Below are 17,435 nucleotides of genomic sequence, written 5' to 3'. Positions count from 1 at the left end.
ACTTTTCTCGTTCTAATTTTTGGCTAGCGATTTAATGACGTCTGCCACTCGAACGTCGGCGTCGAGGATCGCTGCTTCTCGTGCCGCTTGCGCCATAGATAGCAAAGCGGGACGATCAAGTTTTTGAAGTTGTTGTGCTAGTTTTACTGCGGTCAGCTCTGGCTGCTCTATCATAAGTGCTGCGCCAGCTTGCACTAAATGATCGGCATTAAGCGCTTGCTGACGATCTTTATGCATAAAAGGAACAAAGATTGCTGCGACGCCAGCGGCTGATAGCTCAGAGACGGTTAACGCACCTGAACGACACACAACAATGTCAGCCCAATCGTAAGCTGCTGCGACATCATCAATAAATTCGGTGACTTTCACCTCTGTAGCTGCATCAATTTGTGCTTGATACGCTTGCTGGGTTTCAACTTGTGCACCTTTGCCAGCTTGATGCCACACCGTAATTGCATCACCTAGCAACCCCGCAACTTCAGGCATGGTCTGATTCAAAATACGCGCACCTTGGCTGCCCCCCATCACAAGGACACGCATTGGACCACTGCGATGAGCTAAACGTTCACTCGGCATCGCAAGTTGAGTCACATCTTGGCGCACAGGGTTACCCACGATCTCCTGCTTGGCAAACGCGCCCGGAAAGGCTTGCAGTACACGACGCGCGATTTTAGATAACCATTGGTTAGTTAACCCAGCGACCGCATTTTGTTCATGCAATACAACGGGGATACCGCTCAACCATGCCGCTACGCCACCAGGACCACTGACATAGCCCCCCATGCCAAGGACAACATCAGGTTGCCACGCTTTAATATGCACACGCGCTTGTTTGATTGCGCCTAAAATTTTAAATGGTGCTGCCAAAAGGCGCATAATACCTTGACCACGCAGGCCTTTAACTTTGATAAAGTCAATCTCAATACCATGCTTTGGCACTAATTCCGCTTCCATTCGGTCTGCGGTACCTAACCAGCGGATTTCCCACCCTTGTTGCTGTAATTGCTTCGCTACCGCAAGCCCAGGGAAAACATGTCCCCCCGTGCCGCCAGCCATAACGAGTAAGCGTTTATTTTTTGTCATCAATCTTTTTCAACACTAGTTTCTTCTGGTTCTTGTTCGACTGGATGATATTTAGCATGAAGCCGCTGCTCATGATCAATGCGAATCAAGATTGCGACTGCTGTCGCCATAATAAATAAACTGGAACCACCGTAACTGATCAGTGGTAAGGTCAAACCTTTGGTTGGCACGATTCCGGCCGCTGCTCCGACATTAACTAGCGTTTGGAAGGCAAACCAAATGCCGATACCAAATGCAAGAAAACCACCAAATAGCTGTTCACTTTGCAATGATTTTCTGCCAATCAGCAATGCTTTAAACACCAAGGCAAAAATCAACATGAGTACGGCAACAACACCAATTAAACCGAGCTCTTCTGCGAGTACCGCAAAAACAAAGTCGGTGTGTGCCTCAGGTAAATACTCGAGTTTTTGAATCGAATTACCAAGTCCTTGACCTAACCAATCACCGCGACCAAATGCCATCAGTGACTGAGTCAGCTGGTAACCGCTACCAAAAGGGTCATCCCAAGGATCAAGAAATGACGTTACCCGGCGCATTCGATAAGGCTCGAACACAATCAATATTACAATGCCAAATATCGCCACCGCTATCATAGCGAGGAATTGCCATAATTGGGCGCCTGCAATAAATAACATGCCTACTGTGGTCACAAACATCACAACAAATGACCCTAAATCGGGCTGTTGTAGCAATAAAAAAGCAAGCACTAACAGGACTGCGAGGGGTTTTGCAAAACCTAAAAAGCTCGCACGCACTTGGGTGTACTGACGGACAAGATAGCCTGACAGGAAAATAAAGAGTGACAGCTTGGCGACTTCCGCTGGCTGCAAGTTAAAAATCCCTAGCGGGATCCAACGCGCAGCACCATTTACCGAGCGACCAATACCGAGTACCACAACCAGTAAAAACATCGATACCAGTAACATGGGCACACTTAATTGTTGCCAGCGTGACAATGGTACTTGCACCATGACACCGATAATAAGAAGAGAACAGCCGAGGAAAAAAGCATGGCGAAGTGCAAAGTAAAACGGGATCCCCGTTAAACGCGTTGCAATTGGCACGGAGGCCGATGTCACGATCACCAAACCGATCACCATCAAAGCAAGTGCAATCCACACTAGCTGGCGATCGTATAACGATGGGCTTGATGGTTTAGTAAACCAATCCCCCACCGATGTCATTCCTTCCCTGGTCTGTCTTAGCATTCATTCGCTCCTGCGACTTGATGCTGCAACTCTTGCGCCAACGCAACAAACGTGTCGCCGCGCGTCATAAAATTAGGAAACTGATCAAAACTGGCGCAGGCGGGTGACAGCATGATCATATCCCCGGCATGAGCTGTCTTTGCCGCTTGGGTCATCGCTTGTGCCATGGTCTCGACACAAATAGGACTCTCTACCAAAGGGGCAAATAACGCACCATCACGGCCATAGCAGTACAGCTGCACATTTAATTCGGCCAATACTGGCTGCAATTCAGAAAAGTCCGCGCCTTTACCGTCTCCCCCCACCAACAAGTGGAGTTTGCCGCCAAGGTTTAACCCTTTAAGAGCTGCTAGGGTACTTGCCACATTGGTTGCTTTAGAGTCATTCACCCATTTCACATCGTGCTGTTGCACCACTAGTTGGCAACGATGCACTAACCCTGTGTAACGACGTAAAGCACGGCAAGCCGACTCATGATCAATGCCAGCAGCATCTGCCAGAGCTAGTGCTGCAAGGCTATTCGCCACATTATGGCGACCAACCAATGCGATGTCGTTAGCAGGCATGAGGGGATGTTGATCGACAGCAAGGTACTCTTGGCCATCTAGCACAATCAAGCCATAATCTTGATCATCAAAACCAAAGCTGGTTTCAGCCACATCAGCCGAAAGATTCGGGCGCGTCGCTAAATCATCGCGGTTATAAACCACTAATTCAGCATGATCGAAAATACGCATTTTTGCTGCGCTGTAGTCCGCGAGCCCATCATAGCGATCCATATGATCTTCAGACAGGTTTAAGTAAGTCGCCGCCTTCAGCTTCAATGATGAAGTCGTTTCTAGCTGAAAACTTGATAACTCAAGTACGTACAGCTCGTGATCATTGGCGAGCATGTCTAATGCTGCAAAACCAATATTTCCACCAACTCCAACATTGATATTGGCTTCTTTCGCCATTTCACCCACTAGGCTGGTCACCGTACTTTTACCGTTCGAGCCAGTAATAGCGACAACGGGTTTTGTCACAGCGCGAGCAAATAGCTCAATATCGCCCACAATCTCAATACCCGCTTTAGCAGCCTGCTGAAGCTCTGGGGTTGCCAGTGCAATGCCAGGGCTAGCAACGATCATATCGGCCGCCAGTAACCAGGTCATGTTCCATTCGCCGCGGCACAGTTCAACACTGCTCGGAAGCGATTCCTGGCCAGGTGGCGTAGCGCGCGTATCAATGACTTTAATCTCTAAATCCAGATCATAAGCCACCGACTGTCGCACGAGGTGGTGAACAACAGACAAGCCTGTCATACCTAAACCAATCACTACAACACGTTTTACTCCACCTAAGCCATTCATTTAGCGTACCTTCAATGTCGCCAGTGCAATTAACACTAGCATCATAGTGATGATCCAAAAACGCACGATCACACGTGGTTCAGGCCAGCCTTTCAATTCGTAATGGTGATGAATAGGTGCCATACGGAAAATGCGTTGGCCGCGTAGTTTATACGACCCAACTTGGAGGATCACCGATACGGTTTCCATCACAAACACACCGCCCATGATCACCAGCAGTAGCTCTTGGCGTACCAATACTGCGATAGTGCCAAGTGCACCACCTAATGCTAATGAACCCACATCGCCCATAAAGACTTGGGCTGGGTAAGTATTAAACCAAAGGAAACCAAGACCCGCACCAACAATGGCGGTACAGACAATCACCAATTCACTGGCATTGCTTAAATAAGGAATATGCAAGTAATTGGCAAAATTCACGTTACCTGTTGCCCACGCGATAAAGGCCATGCCCGATGCCACCATGACCGTCGGCATAATCGCCAGACCATCAAGGCCATCGGTCAAGTTAACCGCGTTACTGGTACCCACAATCACAAAATAAGTGAAAATGATGTAGAACAAACCTAACTGTGGCATCACATCTTTAAAGAAAGGCACCACCAGCTGAGTAGCTGCTGTGTCTTTGCCATGCATGTACAGCGCAAATGCAACACCTAGCGCGATCACTGACTGCCAGAAGTACTTCCAGCGCGCAATCAAGCCGTCGGTATTTTTGTGAACAACCTTACGGTAATCATCGACAAAACCAACCGCACCATAGCCCAGCATGACAACCAATACAGCCCAAACATACGGGTTTGATAAATCAGCCCACAGCAAAACAGTGATAGTGATTGCCGCTAAAATCATGATACCGCCCATTGTTGGCGTACCACGTTTACTAAAGTGAGATTCAGGGCCTTCGTTACGTACAACCTGACCAATTTGCAGCATTTGCAAACGGGCGATCAGACGAGGTCCCATCCATAGTGAAAGAACTAAAGCAGTAAGAACACTAACAATAGCGCGAAACGTCAAATATTCGAAAAGACGAAAAAATGGGAACGTAGACTGAAGTACGTCAGCTAACCAGTAAATCATTATTTATTTTCCTGCAGTGCGACAATCACATCTTCCATGCGGGAGCTACGTGCTCCTTTTGCCAACACTGTTACCTCTTGGTGTTGTTTAAATTCTTGGTCTAACTGCGCCGTTAACGTCGCAATCAGCGCCTGTTTATTATCAAAGTGCAAACCTTGGTTCAGTTCACTCACAATCGCGCTCGCACGACCAAAGGTGAACACGGCATCAAGGGATTTTTCTTTAGCGTACTCGCCAACTTCACGGTGGAGTTGATCGCTCTCCTCGCCAAGCTCAGCCATATCCCCCAACACAAACCAGCGCTGATCCTTGAACGATGCAAGTAAATCAATCGCCGCTTTCACAGAGGCCACACTGGCATTATAGGTATCATCAATAAGACGAAGTCCTGCATGAGGCTGTGTAATATCCACACGCCCTTTAACATTCACCACTTGGCTTAAGCCTTGAGTAATGTCGTCCAAGGATGCGCCTAAGGTATAACTTAATGCCGCTGCCGCTAAAGCGTTCGATACATTATGCACCCCAGCCAGCGTCAAAATGACGGAAGCCGTCCCCTCGGGGGTACGCATTGTAAAGCAAGCACGACCGTCTGAGTTAACAATAATGTCATTTGCAAAGAAATCAGCCTCAGAGTTTGACGTAGAAAAGGTTAAAAGCCGCTGTTCAGTCAAATTCTCACGCCAATTCGGCAAATCATGTGAATCAAGGTTAACAATCGCGACGCCGCCAGTTGGCAGCCCTTCAAAAATTTCACCTTTCGCTTTTGCCACACCCGCCAATGAGCCGAAGCCTTCTAAGTGTGCGGCAGCTAAATTATTCACAAGCGCAGTTTGTGGTTTCACCAGATTCGTCGTATAGGCAATTTCATTTTGATGGTTCGCGCCCAGCTCGATCACCGCAAAGTCATGCGCTGCCGTTAACCGTAATAATGTAAGTGGAACACCGATATCATTATTAAAATTGCCCGCTGTTGCGAGTACATTGCCTTTTAAGCCAAGGATCTCCGCAACCATCTCTTTCACTGTGGTCTTGCCGCAGCTACCAGTTAGCGCAACGGTTTTAAGGCCTTGCGTTTGTGTCAGTGTTTTCATCACCCATGCGCCAAGTTGACCCAGCGCTAATCGGGTATCAGCTACCACAAGTTGTGGAACATCGAGAGGTAAGTGACGACTAACCAGTAATGCTTTCGCGCCACTATCAATCGCACTCTGGCAAAAATCATGCGCATCAAATCGTTCGCCTTTTAGCGCAATGAATAGTGCATCTTGCTCAATCTGACGAGTATCGGTTGATACAGAGGCAATTTGAATATCATCGCCCATTAATGTGGCACCTAGCTCATTGGCTAGATGAGACAATTGCACGTTAATCATGCATGCGTCTCCAATAAAGTTTGAACCGTTTCTCGGTCGGAATAGTGAATCGTGCGATCCGCTAAAATTTGATAATCTTCGTGACCTTTACCAGCCACTAAAACAATATCTTGTGGGTTAGCGTGGGTGATCGCATATTGGCAAGCACCGAATCGATCGTGAATAAGGTGCGCTTGATCTGCATTAACCAACCCTGCTGTCATGTCATTCATGATGGACTCAGGATTTTCACTGCGTGGGTTATCATCAGTTAAGATAATTTGATCAGCATGCTGCTCTGCAATCGCTGCCATCATTGGACGTTTGCCCGTATCACGATCGCCACCACAACCAAAAATACACCACAGCTTGCCATCGCAATGCACTTGTAATGCCTGCAATGCCTTTTCTAGTGCATCAGGGGTATGAGCATAATCCACTACCATCAAAGGTTTGTCAGCCTTTTGAAAAACTTCCATTCGGCCAATCACAGCTTTTAACTGTGGCGCAGTCGCAATGAGTCGATCAAGATCATGCCCAGTCGCCAATAATGTCGCTAACGCCAGCATAATATTCATTACATTAAACGAGCCAACTAATGGCGCCGTAAATGAACCCGCTCCCCATGACGAGTCAAAACTTAGCGTAACCCCTTGAGTGCTGTACGCCACATCCGTCAGCCATAGAGAAGGCCCTTGGTGCTTAGCGGCGATAGACGCTTGCGTTGTCACCGCCACGGCATTGGGCAAGGCTGTTAACCATTGACGGCCAACGTCATCATCCATATTGATGACAGCGACACCCGCATGATGCTCAGTAAACAGGGTTTGTTTAGCCGCAGCATAATTGGCCATATCGCCATGATAATCGAGGTGATCTCGGCTTAAATTGGTAAAAATACTGGCTGCAAAATGCAGGGCTTTGACACGCCCTTGCACCAAGCCATGCGACGAGACTTCCATCGCTGCAAAAGACGCACCTTGTTGATGTAAATCAGCCAGTACGTGTTGAATTTCAATCGCGCTACCTGTGGTATTCGCCGCGGGAACCAAGTTACTCAGTAACCCGTTACCTGTAGTGCCCATAACCCCCGAGCGATAGCCCACCAACTCGGCCCACTGTGCCAAGATCTGACTGATGGTCGTTTTGCCATTGGTGCCGGTGACAGCAACCAATTTTAGCTGCTCATCAGGCCGTTGATAGAACACCTTCGCAATGGCGGACAAGTGCAAATTCAACTGCGAAAAATAGATAACAGGTACAGCTTGCTGTATCCGAACCTCACCGTGCTCTGCCTCGCCGTCAGCTTCGGCTAAAACAGCAATAGCACCTTGAGCAATGGCTTTATCAATAAAACGACGACCATCAACTTGGTGACCTTTAACGGCGGCAAATAAACTGCCATTCACCACTGCTCGGCTATCTAAAGTAAATGAGGACGGCGTTAGTGTGCTGATATCATCATTCAGTGCTGTTGGTAGCCATGATGCCAACAAGCATCCGATAGTATTGTTTTGGTTAGGTATCGGCATTCGAGGCGCCCCTGTTATGTACAACTTTTAATTTATCGCCAGAACCTGCGTCTGGCGGCACATTCAAAATTTGCAGCGCATTACCCATGACATCTGCAAAAATCGGCGCCGCAATTGCACCACCATAATATTGATCGCCTTGTGGCTCATTCACGACTACAACCATAGCAATTCGAGGATTACTGATCGGAGCAAGACCTGCTGTCATCGCTATGTATTCATCGCTGTAGCCGCCAGCAGCAGCCACTTTTGCCGTACCTGTTTTGGCCCCAACACGGTAGCCCGGTACTGCGGCACGTTTAGCACTGCCTTCTGGCCCAGTCACCATCTCAAGCATATCGAGCAACTTACGCGTATTCTCAACTGACACCACTTGACGGCCAGGCATAACCTCTTCAGTTTTTAAAATCGAGAGGGGACGGCTGACCCCAAGTGCGCCTAAAGTGGCGTAAGCACGTACTAACTGAATCGGTGTCACCGAAATACCGTAACCAAATGACAAGGTAGCACGTTCAAAATCAGACCAACGACGGCGATCAGGGAAGAAACCCTGTGATTCGCCAATCAAATTAATGCCAGACGGATCGCCCATCCCAACACTGCTATACATCCCCAGCAAGGCTTCAACAGGCATCGCCAATGACAGCTTACTGACACCGATGTTACTGGATTTTTGGAGAATACGAGCCAAGTTGGCTTTACCTACTTTCGAGACATCACGCACTCGGCTACCGCCAACTTGCATAATGCCATTCCCCGTATCTATGATGGTATTTTCATCGGCCACACCATTTTCTAGCGCCGTTAACACCACAAAAGGTTTAATGGTCGAGCCTGGCTCCATCGCATCGGTGATTACCCGATTACGCATTCGAAAGCTTTGTAACCCCTCGCGATTATTGGGGTTGTAGGAGGGAGCATTGACCATCGCCAGCACTTCACCGGTGCGAACATCAACCATCACAACACTGGCAGAGGTCGCACGGTAGTCCACCACCGCTTGCTTCACGGCGCGATACGCCATGGCTTGCAAACGCTGATCGATACTTAATTCCAGCGGTTTACCCGGCTCACGTTGCTTCAGCGAGATATTTTCAACCACGCGACCATAGCGGTCTTTACGTACCGTTTTACGGCCCGGCTCGCCCGTTAACCAACCATCGTAGGTGCGTTCCACCCCTTCTAAGCCGTGGCTATCAATTCCCGTCATGCCGATCAAGTGGGCACTAACTTCACCAGCAGGGTAAAAGCGGCGAGATTCATCTTTAAGACCTACACCGGGTAATTTAAGTTTCCCGACATAAGCCGCCATCGCCGGACTCACTTGGCGAGCAAGATAAATAAACCGTCGTTTTTGGTTTTTTTCAATGCGCTTAACAAGCTTCTGACGGTCAAGACCCAGTACATCAGCGAGCGCATGCCAGCGAGCCTGCTCGATCATGCCGCCATGCTTATAGATTTGAACGGGATCTGCCCATACGGCCTGTACAGGTACACTCACGGCAAGCTGCTCGCCGTTACGATCCGAAATAATACCGCGCGCTGACGGCAAGGCTTTCACGCGTAATGAGCGTAAGTCCCCTTCTTGGATCAGCTTGCCCGGTTCTAAAACTTGGATGTAAGCCGCACGGCCAATGAGGAGGCCAAGCGCTAAAATAACGAAGCCACAGATAATATTAAAACGCCACGGAATAAAAACCGGTGGCGCTTTAACGCGGCGTTGATTGGATGTTTTGGTTCGTTTGAAGATTTTTATCATCGCTGGACAACTATTTCATTCGCCGCAGTAGGACGCTTCATTTCAAGCTGCGTTTCTGCTAAGCGTTCCACACGACTGTGCTCGGCCAGAGAATTCTCTTCCAATATTTGATTTCGCCACTCAATATCGAGCTGGTCACGCTCGATAAGGAGTTGCTCTTGCTGAACAATCAGCTGACGCGACTGGTGGGTGATATACACCACGGCCAATGCCGATCCTAAGATCAGCACCAGTAACAATAGCGGTAACCGCCCAATCGAAAAGAGATCCTTAACGATCAGGCGTGTTAAATTTACTGAGGGTTCAGCGGTTGGCTTCATAACTTCTCGGCTAAACGCAACACAGAGCTACGCGCACGAGTATTGTGGCCTAGTTCATTATTCGATGGCTTGATCGCTTTACTCGCCAGTTTCAAATCAGCGCTGCCTAGCGCTTTAATTTGCTCTTCCGTTAATGGTAAACCCGCAGGGACTTCAGGCCCTTTGCTGTGCTTACGCATAAAGCGCTTAACCATACGATCTTCAAGCGAATGGAAACTGATGATAGATAAACGGCCTTGCGGTGCTAACACTTTCAATGCACCGTTCAATGCTGTATCAATTTCTTCTAGCTCACTGTTGATATAAATGCGGATTGCTTGGAAGCTACGCGTTGCTGGGTGCTTATGCTTATCACGAAATGGGGATACAGCCGCAATCAAGCTCGCTAACTGTGTAGTACGCGTTAGCGGCTCTTTTTCTGGATTTTCACGGTGCTCAACAATGCCGCGTGCAATACGCTTAGCAAAACGCTCTTCGCCAAACTCTTTTAGTACCCAAGCAATATCATCAGCCTCCGCTTCTGCTAACCATTCAGCAGCAGAAAGACCAGTTGTCGGGTCCATACGCATATCAAGCGGGCCGTCACGCATAAAGCTAAAACCACGCTCAGCATCATCGAGTTGTGGCGACGATACACCAAGGTCAAGGAGTACGCCGTCAACTTTGCCTAACAATTCACGCGTTTCCATGTAATTAGCCATGCCAGAAAATGGACCATGGATAATTGAAAAACGCGGATCATCAATCGTCTGAGCTTCAGCAATTGCTTGAGGATCACGGTCAATACCGTAAAGACGACCATTCTCGCCCAGCTTAGATAGGATCAGGCGACTGTGGCCACCACGACCAAACGTGCCATCGATATAAATACCATCGGGTTTAATATCGAGACCGTCTACTGATTCATGAAGTAAGACGGAAATGTGCTCAAATTGTTCTGACATAAATTATATAGTTTCAACTAAAGTGAAAGCTCACTAAGGCGTACTGACAGCGCAGTAGGATCCTCAGCCTGAAATTGTGTATCTGTGATGATCTGTTGTTGCCAATATGGCTCATGCCAGATCTCAAATTTATTATACTGTCCGACCAAAATCACTTTGCTTTCTAACGCTGCGTATTGACGTAACGAAGGGGCAATCAACAAGCGACCTTGGCTATCCATTTCACATTCGCTTGCATGCCCTAATAATAAACGCTGTAAGCGGCGCTCGGCAGGCTGAAAGCTGGATAAGCGGGAAAGCTTTTGCTCAATGCGTTCCCATTCCTGAAGGGGATATAGTAGCAGACAGGGGTATTGATGATCGATGGTGCACACAAATAAGCCATCACACGATGCGTGTAATAGCTCTCGGTAACGTTTGGGGATAGCCAAACGTCCTTTACCGTCCATTGAAACGGTGGTGACACCTCGAAGCATAAAATGTGCTCAGTAATATCCCTATTATCAATCAAACACTTATATAAAGTGTTTATTGTTAATAGCTGTATTGCACCTCACATTCCCACTTTTTACCACAATAAACCACTTTGAAGTGTACGTACGAGTCAAAAAAGAAGTCAAGAAAGCAGGGAATAATTAGCAGAAAAATCACACTTCTTTTCATCCAGCACCAAATCACAAGGTGCTAAAACGAAAAAAGGTGGTGCCGAAGTTCATATGAACACAGCACCACCTTTATTCTTTGTAGGGTGAGTTGGCCGATGAGCCGGGTTCTGTCCCGCTTACGCGGTGGTAACCATTCATCTAGGCCTGCAATCACTCACAGGCTCAAGCAACCTACCCGTCCCCAACGCGAGCCGCGCCAATAGGGACCTATTTGGTCTTGCTCCGGGTGGAGTTTACCGTGCCACGGACTATTACTAGCCGCGCGGTGCGCTCTTACCGCACCCTTTCACCCTTACCTGTTCTCGCAAGCGAGTCATCGGCGGTTTACTCTCTGCTGCACTGGTCGTGGGCTCACGCCCCCCAGACGTTATCTGGCACCCTGCTCTGTGGAGCCCGGACTTTCCTCCCCTCCGTCAGTCTCCCAAGGGACATCAACGAAGCAGCGGTTACCTTGGCCAACTCAGGCGGCGAATTGTATAAGAGTCCCACCGCCGTTACCAGTGAAATCAACCAATGAGCTTTAGCTTGGTCAAAAAAGACACTATGTTTCGCACTAGAGATGGCACTGCATCACACTGACTACTTCTGGCTTACTCTAGGTTTTCTAAACCCCACTTATAGAGCGCATTCTTTTTAGAGCTATGAATTTCAGCAGCCAAAGCCGCAGCTTTTTTCAGCGGTAACTCTTTAGCAAGCAAAGTCACTGTTCGCAACGCTTCTGGTGATAGCTCTGTTTTATCAGCACGATGACCAGCAACTAACACCACCATTTCACCCCGTAAACGGTTACTGTCTTCGTTTAGCCATGGGATCAATTCGCCCAACGGTGCCCCATGAATCGTTTCGTAGGTTTTAGTAAGCTCACGCGCCAGTACAACCTGACGCTCAGGGCCAAGTACTGCCAACATATCGGCTAAAGAGTCTAAAATACGGTGAGGTGATTCATAAAAGATTAACGTGCGTTCGTCATTTTCAAGCGACGTAAACGTATCACGTCGGCCTTTGCTTTTTGGCGGTAAAAAGCCTTCAAAGCTAAAACGGTCTGAAGGCAACCCCGCGCCACTTAGTGCTGTGATCACAGCACAAGGCCCAGGTAAAGGAACAACTTTAACACCCGCCTGACGACAACGGTTGACTAAGTGGTATCCTGGATCACTGATCAGTGGTGTACCAGCATCCGACACGAGTGCGATGCTTGTACCTGCCTGAAGTTTCTCGATCAAAAAGTCCGCTTTTTGCTGTTCATTATGATCGTGAAGCGCAAAGGTGCGGGTTGAGATAGAAAAATGGGACAGCAAACGGGATGTATGGCGGGTATCTTCGGCCGCAATTAGGTCGACATTTGCCAATACATCCAATGCGCGCTGTGTAATGTCTGCTAAATTACCGATTGGTGTCGGGACGATGTACAAAGTTGCGACATCTACCGCGCATGAATTGGTCTCACTCATTTGTCTAAGATCTCATCTGCAATTAATATAGAGAGTAATTTGTCACAGTTGAAAGAATTCAATGCTTAATTTTACCCAGAAGCGTAAAAGTGTATCACGACTACTCGCGCCTGTAGCCCTTGCTGTGATTTTGGCAGGCTGTAGCTCATCGCCACAACAGCAAGCAAATGTCGCTGATATTACCGCTGTCGCGCAACAAAGCTCAGCATCCTACCTTATCAAAGCCGAGTCGTCCCAAGGTGCGGAAAGCATCAACTGGCACATTTTGGCATTAAAAGCCCTCATCAAAGAAGGCAGCTGGCCACAAGCTGATAAACAGGCGATGCGCTTATCACGTATGTCACTCACGCCTGTACAGCTAGCCGAATGGCAGTTAGCACGCGCGACCCTACGCTACCAGCAGGGTCAGCCACAACAAGCACTAGAAACCCTAAACTTTCAGCCTTGGTGGCAATTATCACCAAGTCAATACAGCCGCTACCACCAATTTAGAGCTGAATTGTTTGCACAAACCAAACAACCGTTTAAAGCAGCGCAAGCTCGTACTGCGCTTGATCAGTATTTAGATAACAGCCAAAAAGCCGATAACTGGCAAGCTGTATGGGGTGATTTATCGCACTACAGCAATAACCAACTACAAAACCTAACTTTAGCCGATAACGAAACCGTTTTACGCGGCTGGGTGCAGCTAACAATCCTGAAAAACACCTACTTACAGCGCCCGACGCAGTTAAAAGGTGCGATTGAAGAGTGGCTCGAAAAAAATCCGTACCACCCAGCAAATCAGTATTTGCCTGCAGATTTACAAGCCATTATGGACTTGGAAATTGCGCAACTGGATAAAGTCGCACTCTTGCTACCGATGAGCGGTCGTTTTGAAGCCCAAGGTAAAGCCGTCCGTGATGGTTTTATCAATGCCATGCTGGATGACAGTAGTCGTGATATCAATACCGAACTCAACGTATTTGATACCGAAGGGGAATCGATGCCAGCGATTTTAGACAAACTCGCGCAAGACGGTGTCCAGTTCGTGATCGGTCCGCTACGTAAGAATAAAGTGACGGAGTTCCAACAGCTTAATAGCACTCAGATTACCCAGCTTGCACTCAATGAGCCAGCACAACTCGACCTTCGCCAAGCCAATGCGTGTTACTTCTCGCTTTCGCCGGAACAAGAAGCCGAGCAAGCCGCGCAACACTTGTTTGCGAAAGGGCATCAGTTCCCATTAGTACTGGCCCCAAACAGTAAGTTTGGTCAGCGTGTTAGCGCCGCCTTTACCGAACAATGGCAACAACTCACGGGGAAATCACCGGATGTTGAGTCTTTTGGCTCTCGTAAACAAATTCAACAACAAATTGCGACTATCTTTGGCTTAACCGAAAGCCAAACTCGCATTAATCAAATGCAAAAAGTGGTGGGAAGTTCGCTAGAATCTCAGCAACGCAGCCGTCGTGACACTGATGCGGTGTATTTGATCGCTAACAAAGCGGAGTTGACCTTACTCAAGCCCTTTATTGATGTGGCGATCAACCCTGATCAAAAACCACCAAAACTGTATGCAAGCTCACGCGGTAACCCAGATAAAACCAGTGATACTAGTGAACTACGTGGTATTGAATTCAGTGACATCCCACTACTGATCGAACCAAACCAGAACTTTATGGAACGTTTTGATACACTGTGGCCAAATAAAAACAACAGTGCGATTCGCTTACATGCCTTTGGTATGGATGCTTACAAGATGATCACCGAATTACCACAAATGCGCGTCGTTGAAAGTTACAGCACGCCAGGTAAAACAGGTATCTTAAGCATTGATGAGCAATGTGTTGTTCAACGCCAGATCAGTTGGGCTGAATTCACCAATACAGGTATTGAATCTGTTCAATAAGCGCCAAGTTGGCCAGCAATTTGAAGCCCTTGCCGAATGCTATCTCAGCAAACAAGGGCTCATGCCAGTAACACGTAACTTTCACTGCCGTCGTGGTGAGATCGATCTGATCATGCGTGATAACAATTGCTGGGTATTTATTGAAGTTAAATACCGAAAACAAGTTCGCTATGGCTCTGCCATCGAAGCCGTCACTTGGCAGAAACAACAAAAGATTAAACGGGCCGCATTATTCTGGCTCAACAAACAAGGTTTATCAGCCGAGCATACTGCATTTCGGTTTGATATCGTCGCAATCCAAGGTTCTGACCATCATATTGAATGGTTGACGAATACCTTAGTGGAAGGTTAATTCATGCTAGAAAGCATTAGAGAAAGTTTTACCGAAAGCATCCAAACACAAATAGCAGCGGCAGAAGCCCTGCCTGATGCGATCTCACAAGCTGCACAAGTCATGGTACAAAGCTTATTAAACGGCAATAAAATTTTATGCTGTGGTAATGGCGGCTCAGCGGCCAATGCACAACACTTTGCCTCTTGCATGATCAACCGCTTCGAGACGGAACGCCCTAGCCTTCCTGCATTAGCGTTAACTGCCGATACCACTACATTGACCGCCGTTGCAAACGACTACCACCATGATGAGGTATTTTCGAAGCAAGTTCGCGCTCTCGGCCAAAAAGGCGATATTCTTTTTGTCTTGTCGACCAGTGGTAACAGCAAAAATATCATCAAAGCAATGGAAGCAGCCCTTACCCGCGACATGACCATCATCGCCCTCACAGGCAAAGACGGCGGCGAAATGGCGGGTCTACTTGGCATCCAAGATGTTGAAATACGCATCCCATCGATGCGTACTTGCCGTATTCAGGAAGGCCACCTACTGACCGTTCATTGCCTATGTGATCTGATTGATCAGGTTCTATTTCCCCACCACGAGGGCTAAGTAATGACGGCATGGCGTCTCTGTTTAATAGCGGTAAGCCTATGGTTTATCCAAGGTTGTGCTGGTATTACCGATGATGATCCTCGGGGTGCTAAGCAACAGTGGTTTGATAAAGAAATTGAAATGGAAGTGGCTGGTACAGTCAATAAGCCACCATTTCGTCAACAGGCACGGATCAATGCAGTCTCTTACGAAGGTAATGTATTGCTAATCGGTCAAGCAACAAGTCAAGACATCGCAAACAAGCTTGAATACCGAGTAAAACAGCTTAATAACGTTAATGCTGTTTATAACCAAGTCAGAGTACGTGCCCTACCCGATTTAGGTGAGGTCAGTAAAGACAGCTGGCTAACAACCAAAGTGAAATCCATGATGGTTGGAAGTAAACAACTCAAGGATGCTTCGATCAAGGTGATCACTGAGAATCAAGAAGTCTTTCTACTTGGCTATGTCACTCAGGAGCAAGCCGATATAGCCACGGATATTGCGCGTAATGTCGATGGCGTAAAACAAGTGATCAAAGTATTTGAGTACCCAGATCAGTAAGACTGTCATGCTCATGATAGACGCATATAAAAAAACGCAGCCAATGGCTGCGTTTTTTATTATGCATTGATGAAATGTGTTATTTCACAACACGCAAACTTGGACGTCCACGAGGGCGTGGCGGTTCATCGTCTGGTGTTTCATCGCTCGTTTCAGCCACAGTGACCAATGGCGAAACCTTTTCTTCTGGTGCTTCAACGATCGCTTCAAATTCAGCATCGTTGTCTTGTTCCATCGCTTGCTCATCAATTTCATAAGCAGCTTCTGGTTCAAACATAGTACCAGCACCGTTTTCACGCGCATAAATCGCAACAGCAGCGTAAAGCGGTACAATCACCGTATGAGGACGGCCACTAAAGCGTGCACTGAAGCTAACAGCCTCATTACCCAACTCTAAGTTTCCAACCGCACGCGGAGCGATATTCAACACAATCTGACCGTCAGTCACAAACTCCATTGGCACCTTTACACCAGGTAAGGTTGCATCAACCACCAAGTGAGGCGTCAAATCGTTATCGACTAACCAATCATAAAACGCACGCACCAAATAAGGACGACGTGGCGTCATGTTTTCCATATCCATTACTGGCCAGCCAAACGCATTTCGCGCTCTGCTTCAGTCAGTGATGCAAGGAACGAATCACGTTCAAATACGCGAGTCATGTAAGCTTTTACTTCTTTTGAACCTGCGCCGCTTAGCTCAATACCCATTTCAGGTAAACGCCATAATAGTGGTGCTAGGTAACAATCAACTAGGCTGAACTCATCGCTCATGAAGTAAGAGAACTCAGCAAACACAGGTGCAAGAGCAAGTAGCTCTTCACGTAGTTGTTTACGAGCTTTATCAGCTTCATCTGCAGTGCCTTTTGTTACTTTCTCAGCTAGTGTGTACCAGTTACGCTCAATGCGGTACATCATTAGACGGCTATTACCACGAGCAACAGGGTAAACAGGCATTAGAGGTGGGTGAGGGAAACGCTCATCCAAGTACTCCATAATGATGCCCGCTTGGTACAATGCCAACTCACGATCAACCAAGGTTGGTACAGAGTTGTACGGGTTCAAATCTAGCAAATCTTCTGGCAGGTTAGTTGGATCAACCAGCTCGATCTCAACACTCACACCCTTTTCTGCTAGTACGATACGCACCTGATGGCTGTAGATATCCGAAGCATCAGAATACAGAGTCATCACAGAGCGTTTATTGGCAGCTACAGCCATCAACCCCTCCAGTATAATCAAGACACAAAAAACAATGGAGGCGAAGTGCCCCCATTGCGAGATTCTTAACCCATTA

17 protein-coding genes and 1 other RNA gene are annotated in these 17,435 nt (G+C 47.6%); 4 read left to right on the top strand and 14 right to left on the bottom strand.

The window, feature by feature from the left end:
• Window positions 1–12: 12 nt before the first annotated feature.
• The 12 genes from murG to rsmI form a co-directional block, all read right to left on the bottom strand.
• Window positions 13–1,083, bottom strand: coding sequence for an undecaprenyldiphospho-muramoylpentapeptide beta-N-acetylglucosaminyltransferase (gene murG, locus OCU77_RS02035; RefSeq protein ID WP_107302993.1), 1,071 nt, complete (start codon window positions 1,081–1,083; stop codon window positions 13–15).
• Complete coding sequence (ftsW, locus tag OCU77_RS02030) at window positions 1,083–2,294, bottom strand: cell division protein FtsW (RefSeq protein WP_048899236.1); 1,212 nt, start codon at window positions 2,292–2,294, stop codon at window positions 1,083–1,085. The genes murG and ftsW overlap by 1 nt, the downstream gene beginning before the upstream one ends.
• The gene (murD, locus tag OCU77_RS02025) at window positions 2,288–3,646 is read right to left on the bottom strand and encodes a UDP-N-acetylmuramoyl-L-alanine--D-glutamate ligase (protein ID WP_107302994.1); all 1,359 of its coding nucleotides are present in this window, start codon (window positions 3,644–3,646) and stop codon (window positions 2,288–2,290) included. The genes ftsW and murD overlap by 7 nt, the downstream gene beginning before the upstream one ends.
• Window positions 3,647–4,729 (bottom strand): phospho-N-acetylmuramoyl-pentapeptide-transferase, encoded by a 1,083-nt coding sequence (mraY, locus tag OCU77_RS02020; RefSeq protein WP_048899235.1) that lies wholly within the window; start codon window positions 4,727–4,729, stop codon window positions 3,647–3,649.
• Window positions 4,729–6,105, bottom strand: coding sequence for a UDP-N-acetylmuramoyl-tripeptide--D-alanyl-D-alanine ligase (gene murF / locus OCU77_RS02015; RefSeq protein ID WP_107302995.1), 1,377 nt, complete (start codon window positions 6,103–6,105; stop codon window positions 4,729–4,731). The genes mraY and murF overlap by 1 nt, the downstream gene beginning before the upstream one ends.
• Window positions 6,102–7,616, bottom strand: a complete 1,515-nt coding sequence (murE, locus tag OCU77_RS02010) for a UDP-N-acetylmuramoyl-L-alanyl-D-glutamate--2,6-diaminopimelate ligase (protein ID WP_048899234.1) — start codon at window positions 7,614–7,616, stop codon at window positions 6,102–6,104. The genes murF and murE overlap by 4 nt, the downstream gene beginning before the upstream one ends.
• Window positions 7,603–9,375 carry a penicillin-binding transpeptidase domain-containing protein gene (locus tag OCU77_RS02005; protein ID WP_107302996.1) on the bottom strand — a complete coding sequence of 591 codons (1,773 nt, stop codon included), beginning with the start codon at window positions 9,373–9,375 and terminating at the stop codon, window positions 7,603–7,605. The genes murE and OCU77_RS02005 overlap by 14 nt, the downstream gene beginning before the upstream one ends.
• Window positions 9,372–9,695, bottom strand: coding sequence for a cell division protein FtsL (gene ftsL, locus OCU77_RS02000; RefSeq protein ID WP_048899233.1), 324 nt, complete (start codon window positions 9,693–9,695; stop codon window positions 9,372–9,374). The genes OCU77_RS02005 and ftsL overlap by 4 nt, the downstream gene beginning before the upstream one ends.
• The gene (rsmH, locus tag OCU77_RS01995) at window positions 9,692–10,639 is read right to left on the bottom strand and encodes a 16S rRNA (cytosine(1402)-N(4))-methyltransferase RsmH (RefSeq protein ID WP_048899232.1); all 948 of its coding nucleotides are present in this window, start codon (window positions 10,637–10,639) and stop codon (window positions 9,692–9,694) included. The genes ftsL and rsmH overlap by 4 nt, the downstream gene beginning before the upstream one ends.
• A 17-nt stretch (window positions 10,640–10,656) precedes the next feature.
• Window positions 10,657–11,115, bottom strand: coding sequence for a division/cell wall cluster transcriptional repressor MraZ (gene mraZ / locus OCU77_RS01990; protein WP_048899231.1), 459 nt, complete (start codon window positions 11,113–11,115; stop codon window positions 10,657–10,659).
• 269 nt (window positions 11,116–11,384) lie between these two features.
• Window positions 11,385–11,767, bottom strand: an RNA gene (gene rnpB / locus OCU77_RS01985) — RNase P RNA component class A.
• Window positions 11,768–11,894: 127 nt separating this feature from the next.
• Window positions 11,895–12,755 (bottom strand): 16S rRNA (cytidine(1402)-2'-O)-methyltransferase, encoded by an 861-nt coding sequence (rsmI, locus tag OCU77_RS01980; protein WP_048899230.1) that lies wholly within the window; start codon window positions 12,753–12,755, stop codon window positions 11,895–11,897.
• 61 nt (window positions 12,756–12,816) lie between these two features.
• Here rsmI and OCU77_RS01975 point away from each other — a divergent pair, with 61 nt between their 5' ends.
• Genes OCU77_RS01975 through OCU77_RS01960 form a run of 4 tightly spaced genes read left to right on the top strand, consistent with a single transcriptional unit; the run spans window position 12,817 to window position 16,138 of the window.
• Window positions 12,817–14,646, top strand: a complete 1,830-nt coding sequence (locus OCU77_RS01975) for a penicillin-binding protein activator (protein ID WP_107302997.1) — start codon at window positions 12,817–12,819, stop codon at window positions 14,644–14,646.
• Window positions 14,630–14,998 carry a YraN family protein gene (locus OCU77_RS01970; RefSeq protein WP_048899229.1) on the top strand — a complete coding sequence of 123 codons (369 nt, stop codon included), beginning with the start codon at window positions 14,630–14,632 and terminating at the stop codon, window positions 14,996–14,998. Before OCU77_RS01975 ends, OCU77_RS01970 begins: the two co-directional genes overlap by 17 nt.
• A 3-nt stretch (window positions 14,999–15,001) precedes the next feature.
• Entirely contained in the window at window positions 15,002–15,592 is a 591-nt protein-coding gene (locus tag OCU77_RS01965; protein ID WP_048899228.1) for a phosphoheptose isomerase, read from the top strand.
• 3 nt (window positions 15,593–15,595) lie between these two features.
• Window positions 15,596–16,138 carry a BON domain-containing protein gene (locus OCU77_RS01960; protein ID WP_107302998.1) on the top strand — a complete coding sequence of 181 codons (543 nt, stop codon included), beginning with the start codon at window positions 15,596–15,598 and terminating at the stop codon, window positions 16,136–16,138.
• Between the two features lie 79 nt (window positions 16,139–16,217).
• On the opposite strand, the gene sspB is transcribed toward OCU77_RS01960, so the two are convergent.
• Window positions 16,218–16,721, bottom strand: coding sequence for a ClpXP protease specificity-enhancing factor (gene sspB / locus OCU77_RS01955; RefSeq protein WP_107302999.1), 504 nt, complete (start codon window positions 16,719–16,721; stop codon window positions 16,218–16,220).
• Window positions 16,721–17,359, bottom strand: coding sequence for a stringent starvation protein SspA (gene sspA, locus OCU77_RS01950; RefSeq protein WP_048899227.1), 639 nt, complete (start codon window positions 17,357–17,359; stop codon window positions 16,721–16,723). The genes sspB and sspA overlap by 1 nt, the downstream gene beginning before the upstream one ends.
• Between the last annotated feature and the right edge of the window lie 76 nt (window positions 17,360–17,435).

It is taken from the genome of Photobacterium swingsii, assembly GCF_024346715.1.
Classification (GTDB): Bacteria; Pseudomonadota; Gammaproteobacteria; order Enterobacterales; family Vibrionaceae; genus Photobacterium; species Photobacterium swingsii.
Note: the sequence above shows the minus strand (reverse complement) of the source record. Positions and strands in the feature narration are given on the sequence as shown.